Source organism: Desulfobacula phenolica (genome assembly GCF_900105645.1).
Taxonomy (GTDB): domain Bacteria; phylum Desulfobacterota; class Desulfobacteria; order Desulfobacterales; family Desulfobacteraceae; genus Desulfobacula; species Desulfobacula toluolica.
Window position 1 is genome coordinate 141,623 of record NZ_FNLL01000003.1, and the last position, 17,425, is coordinate 159,047.

Annotated in this window: 13 protein-coding genes; 6 read left to right on the forward strand and 7 right to left on the reverse strand. The window is 41.1% G+C overall.

Annotated features, from left to right (window positions below):
- Positions 1–33: 33 nt before the first annotated feature.
- From BLT94_RS05555 to BLT94_RS05565, 3 genes are all read right to left on the reverse strand, one after another.
- Positions 34–1,038 carry a biotin synthase BioB gene (locus tag BLT94_RS05555; RefSeq protein WP_014957934.1) on the reverse strand — a complete coding sequence of 335 codons (1,005 nt, stop codon included), beginning with the start codon at positions 1,036–1,038 and terminating at the stop codon, positions 34–36.
- Positions 1,039–1,325: 287 nt separating this feature from the next.
- Positions 1,326–2,960 carry a choice-of-anchor I domain-containing protein gene (locus BLT94_RS05560; protein WP_092231364.1) on the reverse strand — a complete coding sequence of 545 codons (1,635 nt, stop codon included), beginning with the start codon at positions 2,958–2,960 and terminating at the stop codon, positions 1,326–1,328.
- A 148-nt stretch (positions 2,961–3,108) separates the two neighbouring features.
- Complete coding sequence (locus tag BLT94_RS05565; protein WP_175530282.1) at positions 3,109–3,807, reverse strand: YccT family protein; 699 nt, start codon at positions 3,805–3,807, stop codon at positions 3,109–3,111.
- Positions 3,808–4,289: 482 nt separating this feature from the next.
- Between BLT94_RS05565 and BLT94_RS05570 the strand changes: the two genes are divergently transcribed.
- Complete coding sequence (locus BLT94_RS05570; protein ID WP_175530283.1) at positions 4,290–5,255, forward strand: porin; 966 nt, start codon at positions 4,290–4,292, stop codon at positions 5,253–5,255.
- A gap of 260 nt (positions 5,256–5,515) precedes the next feature.
- Here the strand turns inward: BLT94_RS05570 and BLT94_RS05575 are convergent, their stop codons facing one another.
- The 4 genes from BLT94_RS05575 to BLT94_RS05590 all read right to left on the reverse strand — a co-directional run bounded on the left by BLT94_RS05575 (position 5,516) and on the right by BLT94_RS05590 (position 12,636).
- The gene (locus tag BLT94_RS05575; protein WP_092231372.1) at positions 5,516–8,029 is read right to left on the reverse strand and encodes an efflux RND transporter permease subunit; all 2,514 of its coding nucleotides are present in this window, start codon (positions 8,027–8,029) and stop codon (positions 5,516–5,518) included.
- A 35-nt stretch (positions 8,030–8,064) separates the two neighbouring features.
- Complete coding sequence (locus BLT94_RS05580; protein WP_014957932.1) at positions 8,065–8,643, reverse strand: Tgt2/MlaC family protein; 579 nt, start codon at positions 8,641–8,643, stop codon at positions 8,065–8,067.
- A gap of 137 nt (positions 8,644–8,780) precedes the next feature.
- The gene (gene ettA, locus BLT94_RS05585; protein WP_092231374.1) at positions 8,781–10,463 is read right to left on the reverse strand and encodes an energy-dependent translational throttle protein EttA; all 1,683 of its coding nucleotides are present in this window, start codon (positions 10,461–10,463) and stop codon (positions 8,781–8,783) included.
- Positions 10,464–10,512: 49 nt separating this feature from the next.
- Complete coding sequence (locus tag BLT94_RS05590) at positions 10,513–12,636, reverse strand: DEAD/DEAH box helicase (protein ID WP_092231377.1); 2,124 nt, start codon at positions 12,634–12,636, stop codon at positions 10,513–10,515.
- 242 nt (positions 12,637–12,878) lie between these two features.
- On the opposite strand from BLT94_RS05590, the gene BLT94_RS05595 reads away from it, so the two are divergent.
- The 5 genes from BLT94_RS05595 to argB are packed head-to-tail and all read left to right on the forward strand — an operon-like array spanning position 12,879 to position 17,266.
- Positions 12,879–13,478, forward strand: a complete 600-nt coding sequence (locus tag BLT94_RS05595; RefSeq protein WP_175530284.1) for a uracil-DNA glycosylase — start codon at positions 12,879–12,881, stop codon at positions 13,476–13,478.
- On the forward strand, positions 13,468–14,412 hold the full coding sequence (locus tag BLT94_RS05600; RefSeq protein ID WP_092231382.1) for a tyrosine recombinase XerC: 945 nt from the start codon (positions 13,468–13,470) through the stop codon (positions 14,410–14,412). Before BLT94_RS05595 ends, BLT94_RS05600 begins: the two co-directional genes overlap by 11 nt.
- A 46-nt stretch (positions 14,413–14,458) precedes the next feature.
- On the forward strand, positions 14,459–14,998 hold the full coding sequence (gene hslV / locus BLT94_RS05605) for an ATP-dependent protease subunit HslV (protein WP_014957927.1): 540 nt from the start codon (positions 14,459–14,461) through the stop codon (positions 14,996–14,998).
- Between the two features lie 19 nt (positions 14,999–15,017).
- Positions 15,018–16,391: an ATP-dependent protease ATPase subunit HslU gene (gene hslU / locus BLT94_RS05610; protein ID WP_092231385.1), complete on the forward strand. Its 1,374-nt coding sequence runs from the start codon at positions 15,018–15,020 to the stop codon at positions 16,389–16,391.
- Positions 16,388–17,266 carry an acetylglutamate kinase gene (argB, locus tag BLT94_RS05615; RefSeq protein WP_014957925.1) on the forward strand — a complete coding sequence of 293 codons (879 nt, stop codon included), beginning with the start codon at positions 16,388–16,390 and terminating at the stop codon, positions 17,264–17,266. The genes hslU and argB overlap by 4 nt, the downstream gene beginning before the upstream one ends.
- Positions 17,267–17,425: the final 159 nt, after the last annotated feature.

The following is a 17,425-nucleotide window of genomic DNA, read 5'->3' on the forward strand; positions in this document are numbered from 1 at the left end:
TTAGCCGATATCTCAAACCTGATTTGTTAAATGCTATGATAAAGATCCATTATAGTATTTTGACGGTCCTTTCAAAACATCCCAGTTGCTTTCCATAAAAAGAGATGCACATTGCTCAATGGTATCACCTCTGCCTTCTTCTGTTCGTGCTTTTATATCACGGGGGTTGGCACCAAGTTCAGCCCAGAACAGATTTGCTCCGGCAGCGGAACCCAGAGTGCAGGGTTCGTGTGTGCAGTTTCCCATAACGGTTCGCGGCATTCCAAGGCGTGTTACCGCAACAATTTGTGCCATACGAAGCTCGGTGATCATTCCCAGTTGAGCCATTTGTGTGCCTGGAATTGTAATTCTTCTGGCTGCACCGCTGTAAGCTGGATTGAATGATGCCGTAAATTCAATCATTTGTGCCAGCTCTTCATTGGTATGTTCCGGGCCGACCGGTTCGACACAGGTGCCGACAACAAGGCCGGCTTCATTAAAGTTGCAGATACTGTCTTTTCTTTTTTGAGGAGAAAGACCCGTGTCTGAACCTTCGCGAAGGCGAAGAGCATGGTATACGCCGGTATACCCTGCGTCTTTTATTTTTTTTGCATTTTTCAGTGTCTGATCTCCGACATTTGCGATGAGTGTTGTGCCGGAATTCAAATTTCGCCGGATCTCCTGAGACATCTCAATAAACTGATCAAACGCATATTTTGCTGTTGTCATTACAAAAATAGCATTGGCACCATTTTGCTCAAATTGTTTGGCATATGCTATTGCTTCTTCCGGGAGGAGGGTGGTTTCTTCAGTAAATATGTTGTTTGCATTTGCAAAAGAACAAAACATACAATTGCATGGACATGGAGCAAGGTTGAGGGCAAATTGTGCATGAATTTCCGCATGACCATTGGATAATTCTTTTGAGATACGGTTTGCTGCTGCCATGATTGAATAAGATTCGGCAGAATCAGACGGAACACTCAACAGATGTACTAATTCCTTTTGAGATAATGATTCACCATTATAAGATTTTTTAATAAGATCATGAGTGTTCATTTTGATTCTCTCCTTTTTGTTACGTATCCGGTCTGTTTGTGACGTATCCGGTCTGAAATAAGTGAAAAATTGAAATAATTAATGTTTTTTAAATCACTCAATATCAATATTTAGAATCAGTGTAAAGAAATATTGTGTTCTTGAGTAAGGTGCTTCACACGAATTATAAATCCGGAATGTTAATGGGAATATAGCTTCAATTGAATAAGTATGATGTTGACCTGAGGGCTACTGACATAAAGAGGAACAGTTTAAACCGATTGATGATAATCACCAAGCCCATATTTTTATTTGCGTTTTACGGCGATTGCAACTAATCCGTTATTAACTGCAACACTTTGAAGGCTGTGGGCATGCTCTGAAAAATCTATTTTTCCAACTTTCAGTGGATTATCCGGGGAAGTTATGTCAATAATATCAACAGTTTTTGTCTCACCATTTGTAACAAAAAGCTGCTTACCATTTGAGTCATAGGCAAGGATTTCAGCCGCATTCGCATCAAACGAACCAATATTCAGTGAAGCCAGCTTCTTTGCAATACCAGTGTTTAAGAGCCGATATATTGATATGGAACCACTCAACTCATTTGCTATTGCCAGATAGTGCTTTTTGTCCTGTACAAATACGCTCATGCCTTCCGGTGCAAGGTCACCGCTTTGTGTCGGTAGTGAACTGTACTTAATGTTATTTATGTAATCCACAAACATTGGATTTTTAGGGTTTGTGATATTGTAAATGAAAAAACCACCTTGTTTCTCCAGTCCAATGTAAGCAAACGTTTCTGATCCGATTTTTGCCAGCGCCAGGGCCTCCGGTTCACAACCTTTTTTCTGGCTTCTGGCATCGACACCCTCCCAAAAATAAGCTTTTTCCCCTATTTTTTCATATGGAATATTATCATTTTTTAATTTATTAATGTCTTTTTGCTTTTTAGTATTGTCCACACGTGTGTTAAAAGAATCGGGATAGTTGGCTGCCAAATAGGTCTCAAATGCCTCACCACTGTCGTAAACTTGGTTACAATCGGCATCCCATATTGAAAAAGAGCGGGTTCCAGCTAAAAATAGTTTCGTATAAACACCATTTGCATCCAATCCCATGTCCTTGAGTATTCTCAGTTTATTCTTACTTTTTTTGTTAAGGATATCCTGTTCAAGCTGGGTTGAAAATTTACACTTTTTTTTCTCTTTCAAAGAAATAGCTTTTGCATAGTCTTCCCAGTCATTATATTCTCGATCATCCCCTTCATTGGCAGTAACGATATAATCGACGCCATCAACGCGGTATGTTGCTATAGTGTCTGGCTGGTACAGCCCCATAATATTATCAGGTGCCGATGCAACATTGGCCCCGTCTTTTGAGTCAATATCGATCCTCTCAAATTTTTTATAGCCCAATGATTTTATATTAGATATTTTTTTGGCTTTCAGATCAACAATTGCTATGGCATTATTTTCTTGTAGTGTGACCCAAGCTCTTGAACCATCCTCATTTATGGCAATATACTCGGGTTCAAGATCAACATCCGGCGTTGATCCAGGTTTAATACGGACGTCAGGGACTTGAAGATGGTCAAATGTAAGAGTTTTCACCTCCTGTACCAGGCCCTTGAGATTTCTGTCCAGCTTAACGATACTGATCGATCCTTTTGGGTCAACTGAATAATTATCATTTGGTTCTCCTTCATTGGCAGAAATCAAACAATTCCCATCTGGTAAGAATGTCACCATATCAGGTAAACTGCCGACATTTGCAAAACCTTTAAAATCGCCACTTGTTGAATATAAGAGTATTTTACCACCACCAATGTCGGGATTTTTGAGGTTGGAACAGCTACCAACCCGGACAACGAATAAGGTACAGATTAAGAGTGTACAAAAGATGATACCAGATAATAGATTTTGACAGGGATAGTTCTTCATTTATTATTCCTTATTCTATAGTTTGATTTTAAGAGAAATAATCCTACCAGTTTTCTATTAGATATTAATTAAACAGCAGTTATAAATTGATTAGCAAAACATATTTTGTGATTCTTTCACAGCCTGTTTGATTTTTTAGGCTGAGGGATCAAAAATTAGAGCATTTAAGCCACTCTCTGAAGTTTCTGCGAGATTGTTCATCGGCTTGCCCATACCAGTATTTCAACATTGTTTCAGCCACATCCGATGACATGCTATATGTCTCTTGATCTATTTGTTGGCAGTTTGTTTTAACCTTTGAATGAGTTGCCTTTTTAACATTTGGGCTGTTATTCGGGGGCACGGTTTCAGTATATCTTGTTTTTTTCTGGGAGAATGTAGCCGCAGCAGAAGAATGGCTTTTGTTAAAGAGACAGAGTTCTTGTTCATAGTCTCTCATTAGTTGCAGGCCTTCCTTTTTTAATGTGTCAACATGAATTTGGATGACATGGTTGGAGTTATTCAAAATATAAAATTCCGGTGTGTCATTAAGTTTTTTTACATCATGCTTATCCGCGATATGTGGAGTTTTAAGATGTAATGTTTGATTCTGGGCTCTGAACTTAATTACAAAAATTTCTGAATATTCTATTTCCGATTCATTATTCCTGCCAAATTCGTCCAGGAACTGGACAGCGATCTGGTTAACACCATCCATCAATATTACCTCTGAAAGATTTTTTGTTTTTTTACCGTTTACAGCAATCAAATTAATATTCTCAGGTAGCATTAAAGCAACATCAGCCCAGGCAGATGAAGCAATGCATATCAGGATTAACAACAAGCCTGTTCTAAACTTTTTCATCATATGTTTCCTCCTTGCATAATTGTTGTGTCGGTCTGAATGGATATTTTTTAATGGTTTTTTTATATGAAGGTCTTCAAAAATCCAAACAGTGACTTTCATGTTTTGTTATGGACAAGCCAAGATGAAATATCAGGTCTGTCCTTGGCAGTTATTGTAAATTTGTCCTTTTGGATTCCCTGCCATGCTTAAATCCCGAAATAAAGGATAAAAATGAAATTCAGTGAAGCAATATCAAAGGAAGGTTTCCAAGGCAAATGAAATTTTGAATTTATTCATATTCTAACATAATGATAAATATTTTCTATTAAAGTAATAAAGCTCCCCTAACAAATTTGTTGTTTAATCAACTGTCCGACAAAAGTGGACACCACTATTAGGAAAAAGTGTTGTGTTTTGGCAACGCTTAAACCATGCATGACACATTAAACATATTGTCTGTTTTGTATTATGCATATTATTTTTTTATAAAAGGAGAAAAAAAGTTGAAAAAGATTTTGTGTTCAATGATTATGGCGGTATTGATCATCTCTGCCGGAGAAGCCCATGCAATTACAGTTTATAAAAAAGACGGAGTGACATATGATATTAAAGCAGACTTGCAAATCCAGCTGAGAAAGGATGTCGGAAAAGATCAGGATCTTGACGTTGAGTATGACGATTTGGAGATTAAAAATAGCATTAAGTACGATATTGGTAATGGCTTTTCAGCCTTTGGTCAACTGGACTTCGGATTCAAAAATGCTGCAGATAAACCCGACAGTGACGCAGATCCCCATTTGGAAGAAGCCTACCTGGGGTTTGGGTACAAAGGGGGTAAGATTTTTATGGGAAAAACCGATAGTGCGGCGGATTATTTTGGTATAGAGGGAGCCTATGAAGAGCCCCTTTCCTGTCATGCGTTTGATAGAATCGGTCATACTGATGGTGACGATATTATTGGTGCCGCTTTTAAGTTTAGTTTAGACGATTTTCAATTTAATATTATTGCTACTCATGAGATAGAGGCTGAAAGTGAAAAAAGTGATGGAAATGGTACTTTTTCAGATATTTATGCTGAAATGAAATTTGCAGGCTTTACAGTTGGAACGGCTTATCAGACGTATGAAGCTTCCGGAAGTGATCAAAGTGAAGATATTTATGGAATCAGCCTTTCTTATGATGCCAAGTTTGTCAAAGTCGGTGCAGATTACAGTGTTGCTGAAGATGAACTGGACTTTTGGAATTTATTTGCTAAAATTCCTGTAAAATCCATAAACACAACCTTTGGTGTTGGATATCAAATGATTGAACCGGATAAAAGTTCGGATGAAGATATTTCTGCATGGTATGCCAATATAACCTACAAATTTCCAGCGCATAAGAATGTCAGTATATTTGCCGAGGTTGCTGATACAGATGAAAATAACGTTGATATGGGGTATCTGTTTGGTGTTCGCGTAAAATTTTGATACTGCTTCAGAATTGAACCCCACTTGTACAAACCAACCCTATAATAGCAGTTTTTGAAATTAAAGGTCTTGGTTATTCGCCAGCAGTAACGATTTTTAGTTTAATCAAGGCCTTTAATTCAAGATGATTACAGAATTAATCCCTCAGCTTTGCTGGGGAGGATGGCAAAAGCTATGCTAAGTATTTAAGAAATGTTCCTTTGAGAGTAAGTGCTGCGAACAGATAGTCCGTAGGACAGAAGTTTGAAGGTATTGAGCCTTTACCCGAAAGGTTTAAAACGGATCAACAAATAGGGCAGTAAGGTAAGGCAGGCGATCAGGGCAATCAGCATGGCAAGGCTGGTGAACAGGCCAAAATAGATTGTTGGCAGGAAATTGGACAGGGTAAGGACGGAAAATCCAATAATAACGGTCAAGGAAGTATAGTAGAGTGCATGTCCAATGCCTGCATGGCTTCTGTACATGGCTTGTGTATAGTTATGGTCTATTTCTAATTCGTGCTTGAACCGATGGATATAATGGATGGTGTCATCCACGGCAATACCTATGCTGATGGCGGCAATTGTGATGGTCATAATGTCCAGGGGAATGGCAAACCATCCCATTATACCCAGTACTGCCCCGGATGCAAAAAGATTGGGAAACAAAGCTATCAGGGAAACTTTCCATGAACGAAACAAGATCATGAACATGGTGAAAAGGGCTGCCACAACCATGCCCAGGGTCAGGATCTGGGAATGGAAAAGGCTTTGCAGCATGTTGTTGTACAGCACCATCATCCCGGTGATACGGAATTGATCTGCCGGGATTTTCAGCTGATGTATCAGGTCGGATCTGATTTGCTTGATCAGGGCATCCCGTTTCAGCGTTTTTGAAGAATCCATGACGCGCAGTGAAAAACGGACCTCATTATTGGGAATATAAACATAGGGGGTGAGTATCCTGGCTTTCATTTCATCAGAAATTTCACTGTACACAAGGGCCAGTTGAAAATTGTCCAGGGGATTGCCGTTGTTAAACTGCTGGGCAATCTGTAAAAGCGTTCCAAGGGAAAGTACTTTGCCGATCTCCGGCAGGTTTTCCAGGTAGTCATGGATGGACAAAACTTTAGTCATCCTGTCTGAGGTAAACCAGTATTTTTCCTCATCCCCGGCCTCGTCAGTCTCGTCAAATATTTCAAAATCCGAATTGTCGTTATGGGCGTCTGTTAAGGTGTTTTCTTGTTGTGCAACCTGCACCGGGGTATGGGGTGGTTCCAATTGAACTACAATATCCATGGGGGTTGTTCCCCCCAGGTTCCGATCTATTATTTTCATGCCCTGATAAATTTCAGTATTTTTCTTAAAATAGTCGATAAAGCTGTTCTCCACCTCCAGCCGTGCAATCCCCGCAAATGACAGGATAAAGGTGATTGCCGTGACAGCCAGGATGGCATTACCGTGCCTGTGGGTAAATTTTGCCAGCCATTGGGTTGCGAAATGGTCAAAGCCTTCATTTTTTTTGGAAAGAGACTTTTTTTTCATTAACATCATACCGACCGGAAAGAACAGAAAGGTGATCAAAAGGGAGACCAGAATACCGGCGCTCATCATCCATCCAAAGGTGATCACAGGAAGGATGTCACACAACAGCAGGGAACCGAATCCCGCAATGGTTGTCAGGGCTGCATAAAGGCAGGGTTTTGCTTTTGTCCGGAGTGTGGCCAGCACAAGTTCCTGTTGTCCGGCTTCCGGGTTTTGTTGCAGCTGTTCCCGGTAGCTCACAATCAGATGGATGACCATGGCAAGAGTTATGATCAACTGCAGGGAGATAAAGTTGGAGGAGACCACGGTCACTTCCCATTGGAACATCCCCAGAATTCCCATCATGGAAATTACGGCACCTGCGCAGCACGTCAGCGGCAGGATGATCCAGCGAATCTGCCGGAAAATAAGGGCCAGGGTAAGTACCAGAAGCAGGAAAACGCCGGTGCCGAATATCTTCAGATCATTGCGGATAAAGGTGAGAAGATCGTCCGCAATCATGTCTACTCCTCCCAGGAATAATTTGCCTGCAGACTGGTATTTTTTCATAATCTTCCGTACCGCCGCGATATTTTCGTGTTCTGCTTTTCTTATACGTTCCTGCTGATCATGAATTTTCCTGGTGATTTCTTTTTGTTCTGCTTGCAGGGCAGGGGTTGCCTTTTCATTTATCAGTTCTTTATTTATCTTGTTGCGTTGATCCAGCAGGTCAAGGTATTCTATATCCTTTTGAAAATTGATTTGAATTGCAGTGTGCCGTGCATCCGGACTGACCAGGAGATTTTGATACAGGGGGCTTTTGGAAAGTTCCTGCTTTGCCAGTCTGCGGTCAACTTCAGCAGATTGAAGGGTCATGATGTTTTGGGCCATCTCCTTGAGGGTTGCACCAGAGCTTTCCAGCAAAGGGGCATCCAGGATGGAAACCACCGACGTAACCCTTGGCAATGCCATGAGATCATCCTTCAGCCGGGACAATGTGGTCAGGGAGGCATCTGAAAACAGGTTTTCTTTTGGGGTAAATGAGATTAAAAGAAAATCTTGTAAATCGTAACGGGCAAAAATTTTTCTTGCATACTGCAGGTCTTTGTCATTTTCCAGCAACAGGGATTCTGCCGATGCGTCAAGCCGGAAATGTCTTGCCTGATAACCCAGCGTCCCGATCACCATCAACAACAAAAGGATGACTATGCCTGGCCGTTTCAGTACAAACCGGTCATAAAATCCAATAAAAAGAAAATGCAAAAGTTTCATAAGCAATACATTGCCGGTAAAATTACGGCATCCTGTCAGAGTGACGGTTTTTCAAATCGTTGCACCAGTTCTTCAAAGTCGGCTTTGCCCAATATCTCATTGATCTGGGCTCGGTATGACCTGATGATACTGACACCTTCTATTTCCACATCATAAATTTTCCAGGTATTTTGTGACTCATACAGTTTGTAAAGCATCTCATAGCGGGTATCCCCGGAAATCAGTTTCAGGGGAAGGTAGATCTTTTTTCGTTCGTTCAAGGGCGTCTGGTACAAAATTTCTTCAGTGGTGAATTTCATGATGCTGCCCAGGTAGGAGGCCTGGAGCCGTTTGCGGAATGCATCGGTAAAGCGTTGTTTCTGGGTGTTGGAAAAACCGCTCCAGTATTTTTTGCCCACGGAGAGCTTGGCCATAAGCTCCAGGTCAAAAACAGGTATGATGATCTGCATCACCCGCTCTTTTTTTGCCTGGTCATCCAGATTACTCTCTTTGAGTACTAAAAGCACGTTATCCAGTTTGGTCTTGAAAAATGCCTGGGCATCTTCTGCCGTTGCCCAGGCAGGTGAACATTCCAGTAACAGCAAAGAGAGTATAAAAAACATAATGGTTTTCATAGCAATATCCCTTTTTTGCATTTCTTCTTTTAACAGGTTTGTAAGATCTTACGTTTGAAAGTCGCGTACCTCAACAACATACCAATCTAAATGAATAAGATCAAAGAGATTGTTGCCTGCCGTTCAAACGAAATCAATTATCGGGTCAGTTGCCGGTATTTTATCCTGGTTGGCTGATCCGCTTTTATGCCCAGCCGTTTTTTTCTGTCTTTTTCATAATCAGAATAAGACCCTTCAAAAAACAGTGTCTGGCTGTCGCCTTCAAAAGCCAGAATATGTGTGGCAACCCTGTCTAAAAACCATCTGTCATGGCTTATAACAACGGCACATCCGGCAAAGCTTTCCAAAGCTTCTTCCAATGCCCGAAGCGTGTTGACATCCAGGTCGTTGGTAGGCTCATCCAATAATAAAAGGTTGGCTTCCAGTTTCAGCATGGTGGCCAGGTGGACACGGTTTCTTTCTCCTCCTGAGATATTTTTTACTTTTTTTTGCTGGTCTGATCCGGAAAAATTAAATTTTGACACATAAGCCCTTGCGTTGATTTCCCTGCCGCCAATAAACATTTTTTCATTTCCATCCGAAATCACCTCAAAGATTGTTCGTTCAGGATCAAGGGTGTCTCTTTCCTGATCTACATATGCTAATTTTACACTCTGACCCAGCTCAATTGTTCCTGTGTCAGGTGTCTCTTTTTTTGTGATCATGTTAAAGAGCGTTGTTTTACCGGCCCCATTGGGCCCTACAACACCAACAATACCGCCAGGAGGGATGATAAAGTTCATGTTTTCCACCAGCAGTTTGTTTTTAAAAGCTTTGGAAACATCTTTTGCAACAATGACTTTTTCTCCAAGCCGTGGTCCGGGTGGAATAAATATTTCCAAATCGTGTTCCTGCTCTTTGATGTCTTTTTTCAGAAGGTCTTCATAGGCATTTATCCTGGCCTTTGATTTGGAGCGTTTGCCCTTGGGTGACATATTGATCCACTCAAGCTCCCGTTGAAGGGTCTGTTGGCGTTTGGATTCTGATTTTTGTTCAGTGGCCAGTCGTTTTTGTTTTTGATCCAGCCATGAAGAGTAGTTGCCTTTCCAGGGGATTCCTTCTCCACGGTCCAGTTCAAGAATCCATCCGGCCACATTATCTAAAAAATACCGGTCATGGGTGACGGCAATAACGGTTCCTTCATAACGGTTTAAATGTTCTTCAAGCCATGCAACCGACTCGGCATCCAGATGGTTGGTTGGCTCATCCAGCAAGAGTATGTCGGGTTTCTGCAATAACAGCCTGCAAAGGGCTACCCGCCTTTTTTCACCACCTGAAATTACATTGACCGGCGTATCTTCGGGAGGACACCGCAAAGCATCCATGGCCATTTTCAGTTTGGAATCCAGGTCCCATGCATCCATATGATCCAGCTTTTCCTGGATTTTGCCCTGTTTTTCAAGAAGCTTGTCCATTTCATCATCAGACATGGGATTGGCAAATTCTTCTGAAATTTTTTCATATTCATTTAACAGGTCAACAGTCTCTTTAACGCCTTGTTCAACAATCTCTCTGACGGTTTTTTCGCTGTCAACCAGGGGTTCTTGTTCCAGATAGCCGACCTTGAATCCTTTGGACAAAATGGTCTCGCCGGAAAATTGCGTATCAACCCCTGCCAGAATTTTTAATAATGAACTTTTACCCGAACCGTTTAATCCAAGGACACCGATTTTAGCCCCGTAAAAATAGGACAGGGAAATATCCTTGAGTACCTGTTTTTGACCATGAAATTTGCTTACATTGATCATTGAATAAATTACTTTTTTTGTGTCTTCCGCCATCTATTTTAACTCCGTATAATTTTTTATTTTCAGCTTAACTATTTTAAATTTAACTGTAAAATGTCACCACTGGTTCTTTTAATATAAGGTCTGTCGCTTCTCTTGCTGTTTTGGCAATCTGAGGAAAAGTTTCTTGTAATTTGGATATTTGTCTTAAGTTTTCACTGGTTCTTAAAACCAATCGTGCAAAATCGCCTTCTGCAAAATCAGACTGGGTTATCAATTCTTCCCATGGTTTGTCATGTGCCCAAAGATAGAGCATCAGGCTGGGCTGAATAAACAGGTTGGGTGCGTCAAACCCTTTTTTCAGCAATTTAAGGGCAAAGGGTTTTAATTCTTGTCTTATATCCAGAAAGGCTTCTTTCAGGCGTTTGGGCAGGGCCTGGTTGTATAACGGATCATCGCTGAATTCTTTTTCATTGACAAAGGAGCCGATGATGGATGCCAATAAAGCAGGATCATTCTGGGGTAAAAGATTTTCCCTGATACTCTGGGCCACCATAAGCGGTGCATCAATCCTTAGTTTTGATGCCCAAAGACCATCCTCGGTGAGGGTTCCGTTGTCTGTGACAAATTTTTCGTCGGCCAGAAAGTCCATGTGATCCAAAAAATCAAGCCAGAGAAGTTCAAGACCCGTGCCAAATTTTTTTCTTGCTTTTTTTCCTCTTTTTTTCCCAGACAGGATTGAATGAGAGGCAAAGGATTTTTCAAGCAGCATTTTTATCTGATCCGGTGTATGGGATAGCAACAGGTTTAACACCATGGAAAAATTGATGGTGATCTGGCTTTCTATGTCTGTAGAGGGAGAACTGAGTAATTTTGCGACATAATTTAAGTCCATGAATTTGCCGGGCAATACAATACAAAATCCGATGTTATCCATTCCTCGCCTTCCGGCCCTGCCGGACATTTGCTGGAATTCGCTGGGGTTTAACGGCATGAATTCAACCCCGTTAAACCGGTCGGAATTAAGAACCACAACAGACCTTGCCGGGAAATTGACACCGGCCGCCACAGTGGAGGTTGCAAACATGGCGTCCAGCAGTCCTTCTGCCATAAGGGTTTCAACCACCACCTTCCATGCTGGAAGATGACCGCTGTGGTGGGCTGCCGTGGCAGTTTGTTCAAGGTAGTGCCGGTGATTGTGGTTTGTCAGGTGAGCATTGCCGGATACAAGTTCATTGATCTTGTCAAGCAATGCAGCTTTGCGTTTCGGATCTTTGTCTAATAATGTTGAATCACAAAGTTTTATGGCCTGATCACATTCAGCCCTTGATTTTAAAAAAAATATGGCCGGCAACAAATGATATCTATCCAGAATGTTCAGGATATCTCCAAACGGGGGCAGATTTCTGCCATATGCCATAACGGGCTTGTTTTTAGCGCTGTTAAATTTAAATACTTTTTTATGAAGTTTTTGTTTTTGCCCAGGAACCGGGGATGTCATCAATGGAAAAAGGGTCCCGGAAGGGTGCAAAAAAAGAGGAAAAAGAGGAACAGGCCTGTCATTGTTTTTGATGACATGACATTTTTTACCCCTGATGGATTCCAGCCATTGTGCAATTTGAAACGGATTGCCAATGGTTGCCGAAAGCAGCAGTAAAGGAATTCGAACCGGCAGATAGATCATGATTTCTTCCCAGACAACACCTCGTTGTTCATCTCCAAGAAAATGGGCTTCATCCAGGATAATCAGATCGCAGGTTAAATCTTCACCAGTATGCATGGCATCATAAAGCTGATTTCTTAATATTTCCGTTGTGCCGATAACAATGGGGGCATCAGGGTTTTCTTTTATATCACCCGTGAGAATCCCGACATTTTCTTTGCCAAAAAGCATTGAAAATCGTGCATGGATGGAATTGGTCAATGCCTTTAAAGGAGTGGCATACCAGACCTTGCCTTTTTTTTGCAAAACAGTTTGCGCCACCTGCTCGGCAATCCAGGTTTTTCCTGCGCCCGTGGGGGCTGTGACCAGGCAATCGGATTTTTTTATGGCGGCAATGGCTTGAACCTGAAACGGGTCTGGTATGAATCTGCTTTCTTCCGGTATCCCGATTTTTTTAAACACATGTCTTAAGGACTTTTCAGATCCTGGTTTCATATGTTTTGTCTCAGGTCGTTCGGTCGAATTTTTATAGGGCCTTTTCGAAGAATAAAATCTTTTTTTCATGACAGTGATAAACCATAAAACTCTATATTATGCAACTTTTTAATCAAAGGTTTTATCAATGATATGTTTTTTTTATGATTGTTTTTGATTCAAGGTCAATATGGTCAAATTTTTGTGTTATAAATATTTTTTCAACAGTCTATTAAGACAGCTTGAATCACGCAATTGACATTTCATATAAATCGTTTTAGAAGATACGATGCTTGATCAATCATATTATAAAAAATGGTATGGATTTTAATATGGATACAGATATTCAAAATGATCCTGGTTCAATCAAGATGGATTTTGTCCGGGTGATAAATGATTTTTCTCAATACCTTTCTTGTCAAAAACAGATGGGCAATACAGTTCTGGGAATTTCAAAAGAATCTGAAAACCTGATCTGCAATTGGGGAAATAAACCCGGGGTACGGGAACAGGTCAAACAACTTTTGTTGTTTGAAGGTCCTGAAAATGCGTCTGTTTTTATCATAGACAGTGAAAGACATTTTTTTAAAGGCCAAAGTGGTGAGTTGTTTGTTAAAATCCTTAATGCCATGAACCTGTCTCCTGATTCAGTGTTCATATGCAATGCAGAGAATATAAAATTTGTGTATCAAAAGATAAAAACCATTTCTCCCAAAGTTATCATTACCCTTGGCACAAAGGCCGGGCAGTTCCTGTTGAACACGAAACATCCCATAGAACAATTTCGGGGGAAATTTCATGAGATTGATGGCATTAAGGTTATGCCGACCTTTCATCCTTCACTGCTTTTAAAGCATTCTGAATTCAAACGCCAGGTATGGGAGGATATGAAACTTGTAATGGAATATGCAGGATTGAAACATGATTCTTGACAGGTTCGTTGATACGCTCCTGGCTGAAAAAGGGTATTCAGTACATACTTGCCGTGCATATCGCTCTGATATTTCAGGATTTATTCAATTTGTTACAGACAATAAGTCTTTTGATCAAAATTTTGATCAAAATCCTAACCATAATTTTAACCAGGGGACTGATGAAGTCAACCGGCAGGAATCTTTTTTGCGGCAGGTTACCACCCTTGATAAAACCGCCATCAGAAATTATCTTGCCCATCTTGTAAAATCCGGAAAAACCAAGCGGACCATTGCAAGAAAGTTATCGTCGCTGAAAGCTTTTTTTGATTATCTGGTCACATCAGGTCAGATCCTGGTTAATCCTGCAGAGATGATACCCTTTCCAAAGCTTGAAAAACCCATCCCCAGGTTTTTAAGCATTGATGATGTGTTCTATCTTCTGGATTCCATGAAAAAAGAGACCTGGTTGGATAAACGAAATTTTGCCATGTTTGAAACATTTTATTCTACAGGCATGCGGGTTTCGGAAATGGAAGGCCTGAATATTGAGAATATTGACTTTAAACGTCAAATGATTAGAGTCTTTGGGAAAGGTTCCAAAGAAAGGGTCGTGCCGGTGGGTAAAAGGGCTTTGGCTGCTATAAAAGAGTACAGAGTGTTATTAAAGGAGAAGTTCATTCCGGTTTTTGTGAATAAAAATTTTACACGGTTAAGTTCTCGGTCCATCCATCGTATTCTGGATAAAGTTGTAAAACAGTGCCAGCTGAATGTCCCTGTTTCTCCACATACATTGCGGCATTCCTTTGCAACTCACATGCTGGATTGTGGTGCTGATTTAAGGGGAATTCAGGAGATTTTGGGGCATGCAAGCCTTTCAACAACCCAGATTTATACTCATGTGAGCATGGACAGATTAATGCAGGTCTATGATAAGGCCCATCCCAGAAGTTAAAAATATGGCGCTGAAAATACATTGTTGAAAATATAGGGTGATTAAAATGAATAAAGAGGTATTTCACGGTACAACAATTCTTGCTTTACGGCATAAAAATTGTGTTGTTGTAGCAGGAGACGGCCAGGTAACATTGGGTAACATCGTTACAAAGCACAAGGCCCGAAAGGTCAGAAGAATTTATAATGACAAAATTATTACCGGTTTTGCCGGGGCCACAGCAGACGCTTTGACCTTGTCTGAAAAGCTTGAAAAAAAGCTGGAACGGTATAATGGCAGCTTGACACGGGCCTGTGTTGAGCTTGCACGGGACTGGAGAACTGATAAGTATTTAAGACGTCTTGAAGCCATGATGATTGCAGCAGATACGGAGAACACCTATCTTTTGTCCGGCAACGGGGACGTGATTGAACCCGATGACGGGGTTATCAGTATTGGTTCCGGAAGTACGGCTGCACAGTCTGCCGCAGTTGCCCTGCTTGAAAATACCGATCTTGCACCAAGGAAAATTGTAGAAAAAGCCATGAAAATAGCGGCAGATTTGTGTATTTATACAAATCATCATATCACTGTGGAAGAACTTTAATTAGAGAAAATAAAAACAAATGAAAGATTTAAAACCAAGACAGATTGTTACTGAGCTGGATAAATATATTATTGGTCAGAAAGATGCCAAAAAATCCGTTGCAATTGCCCTTAGAAACAGATGGAGAAGGCGACAGCTGGACAACGATCTTCAAGAAGAGATTGCTCCCAAAAATATTATATTGATCGGTCCCACAGGCGTGGGAAAAACAGAGATTGCCCGCAGACTGGCCAATTTAGCCAATTCGCCTTTTTATAAGGTGGAAGCCTCAAAATTTACCGAGGTGGGATATGTGGGCAGGGATGTTGAATCCATGATCCGGGATATTGTTGAGCTGACGGTAAATAATTTAAGAGCCAGGCAGCAGGAAGCAGTACAGGAAAAAGCAGCCGGGATAGCCGAAGAAAGAATTTTGGATATTTTGCTGCCTCCGTCCTCACAAACTGGTGCAAGCATATCAAATGATCTGGATATTATTGCAACCGAGCAGGGGGAAGAAGATCCTAAACCCACGGCATCTACCCGGGAAAAGCTAAGAAAAATGTTGAGATCCGGGAAGCTGGATTCAAGACAGGTTGATCTTGAGGTGGCTGACAAATCTTCTCCAATGGTTGAAATTTTTTCCAATACCGGAATTGAGGAGATGGGCATTAATGTCAAAGATATGCTGGGAAACCTGATGCCCAAGAATACCAAGCGCCGCAAGGTCAAAATTAAAGATGCCATCAAGCTTTTGACCCAGGAAGAGGCAGCTCATCTTGTTGATATGGATCAGGTTAAAACAGAAGCCGTCAACATGGTTGAGCAGTCCGGGATTATTTTTATTGATGAAATCGATAAGATTGCCGGTAAAGAAAAAAGTCAGGGGCCTGAAGTTTCTAAAGAAGGGGTTCAAAGAGATTTGCTGCCCATTGTTGAGGGAAGTTCAGTGCCCACAAAGTACGGAACTGTTAAAACAGATCATATTCTGTTTATTGCTTCCGGCGCATTCCATGTGTCAAAACCGTCAGACCTGATCCCTGAACTTCAGGGAAGGTTTCCCATAAGAGTTGAACTTACCTCTTTGGGTGCCCATGAATTTACAAGGATTTTAACTGAGCCGAAAAATGCATTGATACTTCAATATATTGCCTTGTTGAGAACAGAAGGCATAGAGATTGAGTTTACCAATGATGCTATTGAAAAAATTGCTTCGATTGCAGAGGAGGTGAATTCATCAACCGAAAATATAGGTGCCCGAAGGCTTCATACCATCATGGAAAAACTTTTGGAAGATATCCTTTTTGCAGCACCGGATATTGAAGAAAAAAATATTGTCATTGATGCCTCTTTTGTGAAAAAGCAATTGACGGATATTGTTGAAAATGAAGATTTGACAAGGTATATCCTATGAATAACAATGTTGCAGACATACTCATTGAAGCGTTGCCATATATAAAACGATTTTCCGGAAAAACCATTGTGGTGAAATATGGCGGACATGCCATGAAGGATGAAAATCTGAAAAAAGATTTTGCCAACGACATCACCTTATTAAAATACATTGGGGTAAATCCGGTTGTGGTTCACGGGGGCGGACCCCAGATCAACAAAGTCTTGGATTCCATGGGGATTACCTCAAGATTTATTCGGGGCATGAGATATACGGATGATGAAACCATGGATGTGGTCGAGATGGTTTTAGGCGGAAAAGTTAACAAGGATATTGTTGCAAGGATTAACCGCCAGGGTGGTAAAGCCGTAGGATTGACCGGAAAGGACGGCATGCTTATTACTGCAAAAAAGATGACCATCTATCACCAGGAAGATGAAAATAAACCGCCTGAAATCATAGATCCAGGTATGGTTGGCGATGTGTCCGGCATTAATCCTGATATTATTCATACACTGACCGACAAAGGTTTTATTCCCGTCATTGCCCCTGTGGGGGTTGGCAAAAATGGTGAAACCTACAATATAAATGCCGATGTTGTTGCTTCAAAGATCGCATCAGCCCTGAAGGCAGAGCGCTTGATATTGTTGACGGATGTTGATGGCGTACTGGATAAGGATAAAAAACTGGTATCTTCCGTGGATGCGGCAAACATTAAAGAGATGATTGAAACAGACGGGATTAAAGGCGGCATGATTCCCAAGGTTGAATGTGCTTTGGATGCATTAAGAAACAGTGTGAAAAAAGCCCATATTATCAATGGGAAACTGCCCCATGCTGTATTGCTTGAGCTGTTTACCGATTCCGGTATCGGCACCCAGGTGTTTTTGAATTAACTGCCACAGGCAGCCCTGACTGTTTTATACTGCAATCTGGTCATTCGGGTTTGCCCACAGTACCTAAAGGGCAGAAACCAAAACATGAAAGTCGCGGTTTTAATTTTTGATGACTTTCAAGATGACTTTCAAATATATATGTAAGGCTGAGAGGTTTAA